We start from the raw sequence: 8,767 nt of genomic DNA, 5'->3' as shown, positions 1-8,767 counted from the left end.
GTGCGCGCGTCGCGCTGCCGGGCCCGTCGCTCACGCCTTACCTCGTTGGCCTGCTCGTGCTGCTCGGCATGCTCGGCACGCTGCTCGGGATGGTCGTCACGCTGAAGGGCACCGGCGCCGCGCTCGAAAGCGCGACCGATCTCGACGCGATCCGCGCGTCGCTGATCGCGCCGGTGAAGGGCCTCGGCTTCGCGTTCGGCACGTCGATCGCCGGCGTCGCGACGTCCGCGATGCTCGGGCTGCTGTCCGCGCTCGTGCGCCGCGAGCGGATCGACGCGGCCCAGCAACTCGACGCGAAGATCGCGACGACGTTGCGCGTGCATTCGTCCGCGCACCAGCGCGACGAATCGTTCCGGCTGCTGCAGCGCCAGGCCGACGTGATGCCGGCGCTGGTTGATCGCCTGCAGACGATGATGACGACGCTCGAGGCGCGCAGCGTCGCGCTGCACGATCGCCAGATCGAAAGCCAGCAGGCGTTTTTCGACCGGACCGAGCGCGCGTATGCGGGCCTCGCGTCGAATGTCGGCGACGCGCTGAAGGAAAGCGCCGCCGAAAGCGCGCGCGTGGCCGGTGCCGCGCTGCAGCCGGTCGTCGCCGCGACGATGACGGGGCTCGCGCAGGAGATGGCCGCGCTGCGCGATACCGTGACGGGCGCCGTGCAGCGTCAGCTCGACGGGCTGACGGACGGCTTCGAAAAGACCACCGGAAACGTGACGGCCGTCTGGAACCGCGCGCTCGACGAACAGCGCCGCGCGGGCGATGCCGTCGCGCAGCAGCTGCAGACGACGCTCGGCCAGTTCACCGACACGTTCTCGCAGCGTTCGACGGACCTGCTCGACGGCGTGGCGACGCGCCTCGAGTCGACCGAAAGCCGCCTGTCGGACGCCTGGCGCGATGCGCTGTCGCGTCAGGAGCAGGTCGGCGAGACGCTGGCCGGCCAGCATGCACGCGCGCTGGGCGAGGCCGCCGCGACGTTCGAACGCCATTCCGGCGCGACGCTCGCCGCGATGCGCGAGTCGCACGCGGGGCTGCAGACCGACCTGGCGGCGCGCGACGAACAGCGCGTCGCTGCGTGGAACGATTCGCTGGCCGCGATGGCCGCGAAGCTCGGCGACGAATGGCAGCGCGCAGGCGTGCACAGCGCGGGCCGTCAGCAGGAAATCTGCGATGCACTGGCGCAAACCACGCGCGATCTCGCCACGCAGGCGTCGACGTTCGAGCAACGCTCGAACGATCTGCTGTCGACGATCCGCGATTCGCACACGGGCCTGCAGACGCAACTGGCTGCACGCGATGAAGAACGCCTGTCGGCATGGAACGATTCGCTGGCCGCGATGGCCACGAAGCTCGGCGACGAATGGCAGCGCGCAGGCGTGCACAGTGCGGGCCGTCAGCAGGAAATCTGCGACGCACTCGCACAAACCACACGCGATCTGACCACGCAAGCGTCGACCTTCGAACAACGCTCGAGCGATCTGCTGTCGACGATTCGCGATTCGCACACGGGCCTGCAGACGCAGCTTGCCGCACGCGATGAAGAACGCCTCACCGCATGGAACGACTCGCTGGCCGCGATGGCCACGAAGCTCGGTGACGAATGGCAGCGCGCGGGCGTGCACAGCGCGGGCCGTCAGCAGGAAATTTGCGACGCACTCGCACAAACCACGCGCGACCTGACCACGCAGGCGTCGACGTTCGAACAACGCTCGAGCGATCTGCTGTCGACGATCCGCGATTCGCACACGGGTCTGCAGACGCAACTCGCGGCACGCGATGAAGAACGCCTGTCGGCATGGAACGACTCGCTGGCCGCGATGGCTACGACGCTCGGCGACGAATGGCAGCGCGCAGGCGTGCACAGCGCGGGCCGTCAGCAGGAAATCTGCGACGCACTCGCACAAACCACGCGTGACCTGACCACGCAGGCGTCGACGTTCGAACAACGCTCGAACGATCTGCTGTCGACGATCCGCGATTCGCATGCCGGCCTGCAGACGCAACTGGCCGCGCGCGACGAACAGCGCCTCACCGCGTGGAACGACTCGCTCGCCGCGATGGCGGCCGCGCTGCGAGACGAATGGGCGCAGACGAGCGCGCAGGCCGCGACGCGCCAGCAGGACATCTGCGACACGCTGGCCCGCACCGCGAACGACATCACCGCGCAGGCGCAGGTGCATGCGAGCGACACGATCAACGAGATCGCGCGCCTCGTGCAGGCTGCATCGGAGGCGCCGAAGGCCGCGGCCGACGTCGTCGCCGAGCTGCGCCAGCGTTTGTCCGACAGCCTGGTGCACGACACCGCGATGCTCGAGGAGCGCAGCCGCCTGCTCGCGACGCTCGAAACGTTGCTCGGTGCGGTCAACCACGCGTCGACCGAACAGCGCACCGCGATCGATGCGCTCGTCAGCACGTCGGCCGACCTGCTCGACCGCGTCGGCGCGCGCTTCAACGACACCGTCGATGCCGAAACGCGCAAGCTCGACTCGGTGGCCGCGCAAGTCACGGCGGGCGCCGTCGAAGTCGCGAGCCTCGGCGATGCGTTCGGCATGGCCGTGCAGGTATTCGGCGAGTCGAACGACAAGCTGCTGACCCATCTGCAACGCATCGAGGCCGCGCTCGAGAAATCGCTCGCGCGCAGCGACGAGCAGCTCGAGTATTACGTCGCGCAGGCGCGCGAGGTGATCGACCTGAGCATGATGTCGCAGAAGCAGATCGTCGAAGACCTGCAGCAGCTCGCCGGCCGGCGGGCGAGCGTCGGAGCGTAACGCATGCACGACGAAATCGACGGCGACGCGTCCTCCGCGCCGGTGTGGCCCGCGTTCGCCGACCTGATGTCGGTGCTGCTCGGCGCGTTCGTGCTGATCCTCGTCGGCGTGATCGGCATGCAGCTTCAGCTCACGTCGAAGCTCGAGGAAGCCGTGCGCGCGCGCCAGCAGGAAGCGCAGCAGCGCAAGTCGCTCGAGCAGGCGCTCGCCGGGCCGCTCGCGGCCGGCCGCGTGACGCTCGTGAACGGCCGCATCGGCATCAGTGGCAACGTGCTGTTCGCGCTGAACTCCGACCAGTTGCAGCCTGCGGGCCGCGACCTGCTGAAGACGCTGGCCGCGCCGCTGGGCGCCTACCTGAAGACGCGCGACGAGATCCTGATGATCAGCGGCTTCGCCGACGACCAGCAGGTGCACGCCGGCAACCGCCAGTTCGCGGACAACTGGGAACTGTCGGCCAAGCGCGCGTTGACGGTCACGCGTGCGCTGATCGACGCCGGCGTGCCGGCGCCGTCGGTGTTCGCGGCCGCGTTCGGCTCCGAGCAACCGGTCAGCTCGAATGCGGACGATGAAGGCCGCGCGAAGAACCGTCGCGTGGAGATCGCGCCAGTGCCGCGCAAGTCGGCGTCGAACGGAGGGACGGCGCAGTGACCGGCGACGCGACGCACGTTCGCACGACGCTCGACGCATGGCGCGAGCAAGGCGCCGACCGGCTCGATCCGGTGCGCTTTCACCGGATCGACGCGCTCGAACGGCGCGCGGCCGTGCTCGAAGGCGACGCGCGCGCGTTGCTCGACGCACGGCTGGCGACGTTGCTCGAAGGCTTCGCGGAGGTGGTGGCGCGCGCAGGCGTAACGGCAACCGAGAGCGGTGCGGCAGGTGCGCCCGCGCGCGGCGTGCTGGCGGAACTCGTCGAGCGGCTCGCGCGCGATGCGCAGGCCGACCGTCGCGGGCTCGATCCCGAGCTGGTCGACTACTTCCGCACGATGTGGTCGAAGGTCCGCACGGAGCAGCAGTACCGTCAGTCGCTCGACCAGGTGCCGCGCAACGCGGGGCCGCTCAATTCGAACAGTCTCGTGCACCGGTCGCTCGCGACGATGCGCGAGTTGTCGCCGGCCTATCTGCAGCAGTTCATGTCGTATGTCGACGCGCTCGCGTGGCTCGAGGATCTCGCCGGCGGCGGCGCGCAGCCCGAGAAGGAAGCGCCGCGCGCGAAGGCGGCGAAGAAAGGCACGCGTAAGAGCCGCTAACGTGCGACCGCATGCGGCGGCGATCGGAGCCCGTTACATCGACACCTGCCCTGACGCCGTCGCGTTCCGATACCGGGCTGCGCTGATGAATTTCGAAAAGCGCTCGCACCAGATCACGACCGACGTGTACTGCGCCGGGTTGACGTCGGCGGGAAGCGGCACGACGAAATTGCCGAATGTCTTCAGCTCGCCTACGCGCGCGGCACGCGCCTTGATCGCGAGGAACGACGCCCGGGTATCGACGAATTCCGGCACGAGATAGATCTTGTAATCGGGCCCCGGCGCGATGTTGCCTTCGAAGGCGATCGACGAATCGGTGATGGTCAGCTTGCCGTCGGCCCAGTGCAGTGGGTCGCTGCCCGGCAGGCCGCGTTCGAAGCGGCCGGTATGACGTGCGTTGTCGGCGGCCACCTGCAGTTCGACGGCGCTTGCACCTTCCGATGCCGTCAGGATCGGAAGGACATAGATACCGGCGGCGAATGCAACGATCCCCGTCGCGACGTGCGACGCGATCAGTATCCAGATTCTGGTTTTCATATCGGACCCCATGAGCGAGTACAGAGGGTGGCGCAAGGCCACCACCCTGTAGTCGCACGGGCCGGCAAAATCTGACACCCGGTCGGTATTCATTTGCGCATGCCGTATACGTCGGGCAGGACGCGCGATTGCCGCACGGCGACACGATGTCGACAATTTTCCGCTGGCGCCTGTCATCTTTGCGTTCGCGGCTCGACTCACTCTCCGTCGACAACGTCGTCGACGCTCAGGAGAGATCAGATGAACAAGCTTGCCCTGTATGTTCTCGCGACGGTTGCCGCGACCGCTTCCGTTTCCGCATGGGCCGCGCAGGCGTCCACCGTGACGCGCGCGGAAGTCAAGGCCGAACTGGCTGCCGTGCGCGCGGCCGGCTACCGTCAGACCGGCGAAGATCCGTACTATCCGGCGCGTCTTTCGGAAGCCCTGATGAAGATCGGTTCGACCGGGCCTTCGACGGCCGATACGAGTGGATACGGGACGATGTCGACCGCCACGAGCGAATCGGGCTCGATTGCCCGTGAACTGCCGATCTATCGTGGGCGATGAGCCGGGCCGGGCATGATGCCTTCAGACTGGCATCATGTCCGATTCTTACGGACTGCGATGTGTGTCGGGACGCGTAACGTCAACGTGGCGGCTCGCCTTCCGCAATTGCCGCGCGCAGCGCGTGCAATGCTTCGATCAGCGCCGACGCGAACGGCGGATGCGCGGCGATGCCGGCCGCGTCGAGTTGACTCCCGAGGATCGGCAGCGTGATCGACGCGCGCTCGACGATGTTCGCCGACATCACCGACAGCGTTTCCCGCAGCGCCGCGTCCGCATGCGTTGCGCGTGGCGACGCATTCAGCAGGGCGACCGGCTTGTACACGACGGCTTCGCATCCCACGATCCAGTCCAGCGCATTCTTCATCACGCCCGTGACGCCGTGCGCGTATTCCGGGCTCGCGATCAGCAGGCCGTCGGCGGCATTCACGCGGTCGATCAGGTCGCGCACTGCAGCGGGTGACGGAAATTCGACATCGGGATTGAACAGCGGGAATTCGCCGAGACGATCGAAGCGCACGATGCGCATGCCGTGCGGCGCGACGAGCGCGGCCGCATCGAGCAGTGCTGCGTTGTACGACTGCGCGCGGAGGCTGCCGCACAGCGCGACGATGTCGAGGTGGCGGCTGGCGTCGGGTCGGGGATCGGTGGTCATCGATGAGCGTGTCGGTTGGCGTGTGGCGTAGCGGCGAGCGTCGCCCGGGTCGCACGGATTATCGCACCGGTGTTCGGGCGGCACCGGCCATCCCGGCCACGCGCGCGAATTCCCCGATTTCCCATCCATGACCGAGCATCAGCCGTCGCGTATGCAGCGCACCGTGCACGTCGTCGGCGACGGTTTCGCCGAGATAACGCAGCGCCCGCCCGTCGATATCGACGAAGCCGTGCCGGTAGTCCTGCGCGAGCGCCGTCCACAACTGCGCGGCGCCGACCGACTGGCGCGCGCCGCTGATCAGGCACAGGCCCGCGTCGAGCCCCCAGCGATACAGCGTCGTCGCGAGGCCCTTGCGTTGCGCGGACCCGCGCAGCCGCGTATGCGGCGCGCGCAGGTAGCGGTCGGCGCGACGCGGGATTTCAGGCAGGCGGTTGAACACCGTATAGCCGGCGAGCTGGCGCGAGGCCGGATCTTCGACATACAGGAAGTATTCGCCGTCCGCCTCGCGGTGGCGGACGATCAGGCCGGAGCGGCCGAGCGCGACGGCCGGCAGGCCGTACAGGCGATGGCCTGGCTGGTGCAGGCGCGCGTAAAGCGTGTCGAGTTCATCGTCGATGTCGTGCTGGGAATGCTGTACGTCGATACGCATGGCAAAGGTCGCCCGTCCCGGGCGGTCCGGGAAAGTGGTTCATCGCAAAAGGGGAGAGGAATGGCTGCGGCCCCCAGGCTCGGCGAAGCGAGCCGGGGCCGCGAATCAGCTGGGGATGTGCTGGAAACCGGCGGCGATCGCGGCGAGGCCCGCGATGCAGAGTGCGAACAGGATCAGGACTTTGTGGATCACGTCTCTCTCCTCATGAATGCGCGGCGCCGACGGGCGGCATCGCGGAGACGGTGAGCGGCGGGCACGGCCCGCGCGGCCGTCGTGCGGGACGACGGTCGAAGGTCCGGGCGACAGCGCGCGGGTCGGGCGCCGTATCGCACGCGGACGGCCAGCACCATACGCGACGCGATTCCGGTGGGCAATCGGACAGGAGATGAAAAGCGACGAAAGGCGAAGAATCGCGTCGTTTCGCGACAATTGGCCGCATGAGGGCGTGCCGTCGACTGAGCGGCAGGTGACGCGGGGGAGGCCCGATCTCAACCATTGGGCATTGCGCGCCGGAACCGGCGAAACGTCGATGTGCGAACGCGAACGCAGACGCCGGCAGGGCGGCAAGCCCCGCCTTTGGCCACCGCGTCAGGCCGGTGCGCGCTGCCCGAACGCCTGCTTGATCCGCGCGAACAGCCCGTGTTGCGCGATCCATTCGGCATACGCGCGATAGTCGGGATCGCGCATCAGGTGACGCTCTTCCGTCTTCGCCCGCGTGTAGTAGATCAGGTTGACCGCGACGAGCCCCGCGCAGTGCATCAGCCCGAGCTGCCAGCCGAGCGGCTCGACGAACGGCACCGACACCATCCAGTACGACAGGTTTTTCGTGATGTACGCCGGATGCTTCGTGAAGCGGTACGGGCCCGACGTGATGATCCCGCGGTTGGTGAGGTTCGAGAAGCGCAGCCCGAACGAGATCGTGCACAGCGCGTAGGTCAGCAGCAGCAGGATGATCACGGCGCCCCAGATCACGCGCAGCGTCGGCGCCGACATCAGCCAGTTGTCCCAGAACATCGAGCCTTCGTAGCGGATGTAGTTGTTCGAGAACAGCGACCAGAACGGCTGGTAGCACATCAGCGCGGCCACCCAGCCGAGCGTCGTCGGCTCGACGGTGCGCACATGGCTGTCGAGGATGCGGAACGTGCACAGGTAGCCGACGGTGCCGAACATCAGGTCCATCGTGAACGACAGGTCGTACATGAACACGAAGGCCGCGATCGTCATCGGCGCGTGCATCGCGTTCGTGAGCGACGCGGTCAGGTGGTCGGCGTCCTTCGACAGGTAGACGGTCATCAGCGGCAGGAAGAACGCCTTCACGCCCCAGCCGGCCAGCATCTCGCGCACCGGCTTCCAGCTCGCGGGCTGCTCGCGGCGGAACAGGAAGCGGCCCCACAGCAGGTACGCGTCGTCGGTCTCGCGCTGGTGGCGGTCCATCCACGCGAAGTAGAACGGCGCGGCGACGATCACGTACGGCGCGAGCGAGCGCAGCAGCGACCAGAACGGCAGGTAGAACGCGCCATGGTATTCGGGCAGCAGCCAGTAGATCACGCCGATGCCCGCATAGATCGACGTCAGCGCACCGAGCCGCGTCGCGACGCGCGCGATGCCGAGCGGCCGGACCGCCTGCCGCGACAGGCCTGCGCTCGGGCGCAGGTAGACGCGCGAGATGAAGATTTCGTGCAGCGCGATCGTGCCGATGATCGCGAGGCTGGCGATGACCGCGCGCGTGGCTGCATCGAGGGTCGGCTGGTCGCGCGTGATCCACAGCGCGAAGAGTCCGGCGGCGATGCCGAGCAGGCCGGCGCGGAGGGGCGTGGCGGAACGGGGTGGGCGGTCCTGGACCGCGGCGATGCCGTCAAGCGTGGAATTCATGATCGGATCCTCGTACGGATGAGGGCCGGCGCCCCCGCTTGGCGGGTGACGCCGGCCGTCGGCCGGGCTTTGTATGGATGCGCGCCCGGCCATTGGCCTTTGGTTCTGACAGGTAAAGCGTTACTTCTTGTTGCCGCCGCCCAGCAGACCGCCCAGGAGGTTCGTTACCGGTGACAGCAGGTTGCCGGCGCCGCCCGCGGCTCCGCCGTTCGAGCTGCCGGTCAGGCCACCCACCACGGAGCCGCCACCGGCTGGCGTCGTGACCGTGCCGGCCGCGCCGGCACCGCCGGGGCTGACCGTGCCGGTGGCGCCCGCGGCGCCTGCCGGCGTCGTCAGCGCACCCGCCACCGTGCCGACCGGGCCGCTCGACAGCAGGCCGCCGAGCGTGCCCGTCACGTTGCCGCCCGGCGTCGTGACCGTGCCGGTGAGGCTGGCGCCGAGCGGGGTCAGCGAGTTGACGAGGTTGGTGACCGGCGCCAGCAGGCCGCCGATACCCGCA

8 protein-coding genes and 1 pseudogene are annotated in these 8,767 nt (G+C 68.3%); 4 read left to right on the top strand and 5 right to left on the bottom strand.

The window, feature by feature from the left end; genetic code table 11:
* From G3N99_RS28710 to G3N99_RS28700, 3 genes are all read left to right on the top strand, one after another.
* A partial coding sequence (locus G3N99_RS28710; protein ID WP_206124075.1) for a DUF802 domain-containing protein occupies window positions 1-2,765 on the top strand: 2,765 nt, incomplete at its 5' end.
* A gap of 3 nt (window positions 2,766-2,768) precedes the next feature.
* Window positions 2,769-3,413 (top strand): OmpA family protein, encoded by a 645-nt coding sequence (locus tag G3N99_RS28705; protein ID WP_206124074.1) that lies wholly within the window; start codon window positions 2,769-2,771, stop codon window positions 3,411-3,413.
* A complete protein-coding gene (locus G3N99_RS28700) occupies window positions 3,410-4,012 on the top strand; it encodes a DUF2894 domain-containing protein (RefSeq protein ID WP_206124073.1) in 603 nt (200 codons plus the stop codon). The genes G3N99_RS28705 and G3N99_RS28700 overlap by 4 nt, the downstream gene beginning before the upstream one ends.
* 33 nt (window positions 4,013-4,045) lie before the next feature.
* On the opposite strand, the gene G3N99_RS28695 is transcribed toward G3N99_RS28700, so the two are convergent.
* Window positions 4,046-4,549 carry a DM13 domain-containing protein gene (locus tag G3N99_RS28695; RefSeq protein WP_174938491.1) on the bottom strand — a complete coding sequence of 168 codons (504 nt, stop codon included), beginning with the start codon at window positions 4,547-4,549 and terminating at the stop codon, window positions 4,046-4,048.
* 240 nt (window positions 4,550-4,789) lie between these two features.
* Here G3N99_RS28695 and G3N99_RS28690 point away from each other — a divergent pair, with 240 nt between their 5' ends.
* Window positions 4,790-5,095 carry a DUF4148 domain-containing protein gene (locus tag G3N99_RS28690; protein ID WP_174938493.1) on the top strand — a complete coding sequence of 102 codons (306 nt, stop codon included), beginning with the start codon at window positions 4,790-4,792 and terminating at the stop codon, window positions 5,093-5,095.
* 79 nt (window positions 5,096-5,174) lie between these two features.
* Here G3N99_RS28690 and G3N99_RS28685 read toward each other — a convergent pair whose 3' ends face one another.
* From G3N99_RS28685 to G3N99_RS28670, 4 genes and pseudogenes are all read right to left on the bottom strand, one after another.
* Complete coding sequence (locus G3N99_RS28685; protein WP_206124072.1) at window positions 5,175-5,747, bottom strand: NADPH-dependent FMN reductase; 573 nt, start codon at window positions 5,745-5,747, stop codon at window positions 5,175-5,177.
* Between the two features lie 58 nt (window positions 5,748-5,805).
* Entirely contained in the window at window positions 5,806-6,396 is a 591-nt protein-coding gene (locus G3N99_RS28680) for a histone acetyltransferase (protein ID WP_206124071.1), read from the bottom strand.
* Window positions 6,397-6,984: 588 nt separating this feature from the next.
* Window positions 6,985-8,268: an isoprenylcysteine carboxylmethyltransferase family protein gene (locus G3N99_RS28675; protein WP_174938499.1), complete on the bottom strand. Its 1,284-nt coding sequence runs from the start codon at window positions 8,266-8,268 to the stop codon at window positions 6,985-6,987.
* Window positions 8,269-8,388: 120 nt separating this feature from the next.
* A pseudogene (locus G3N99_RS28670) lies at window positions 8,389-8,767 on the bottom strand (hypothetical protein); the annotation flags it as partial.

The organism is Burkholderia sp. Ac-20392 (assembly GCF_017104585.1).
GTDB classification, from domain to species: domain Bacteria; phylum Pseudomonadota; class Gammaproteobacteria; order Burkholderiales; family Burkholderiaceae; genus Burkholderia; species Burkholderia lata.
Note: the sequence above shows the minus strand (reverse complement) of the source record. Positions and strands in the feature narration are given on the sequence as shown.

Coding starts and splice junctions, on each gene's coding strand:
- G3N99_RS28705 (WP_206124074.1), top strand. CDS start 2,769: ATGCACGACGAAATCGACGGCGACGCGTCCTCCGCGCCGGTGTGGCCC.
- G3N99_RS28695 (WP_174938491.1), bottom strand. CDS start 4,549: ATGAAAACCAGAATCTGGATACTGATCGCGTCGCACGTCGCGACGGGG.
- G3N99_RS28685 (WP_206124072.1), bottom strand. CDS start 5,747: ATGACCACCGATCCCCGACCCGACGCCAGCCGCCACCTCGACATCGTC.
- G3N99_RS28675 (WP_174938499.1), bottom strand. CDS start 8,268: ATGAATTCCACGCTTGACGGCATCGCCGCGGTCCAGGACCGCCCACCC.
- G3N99_RS28680 (WP_206124071.1), bottom strand. CDS start 6,396: ATGCGTATCGACGTACAGCATTCCCAGCACGACATCGACGATGAACTC.
- G3N99_RS28690 (WP_174938493.1), top strand. CDS start 4,790: ATGAACAAGCTTGCCCTGTATGTTCTCGCGACGGTTGCCGCGACCGCT.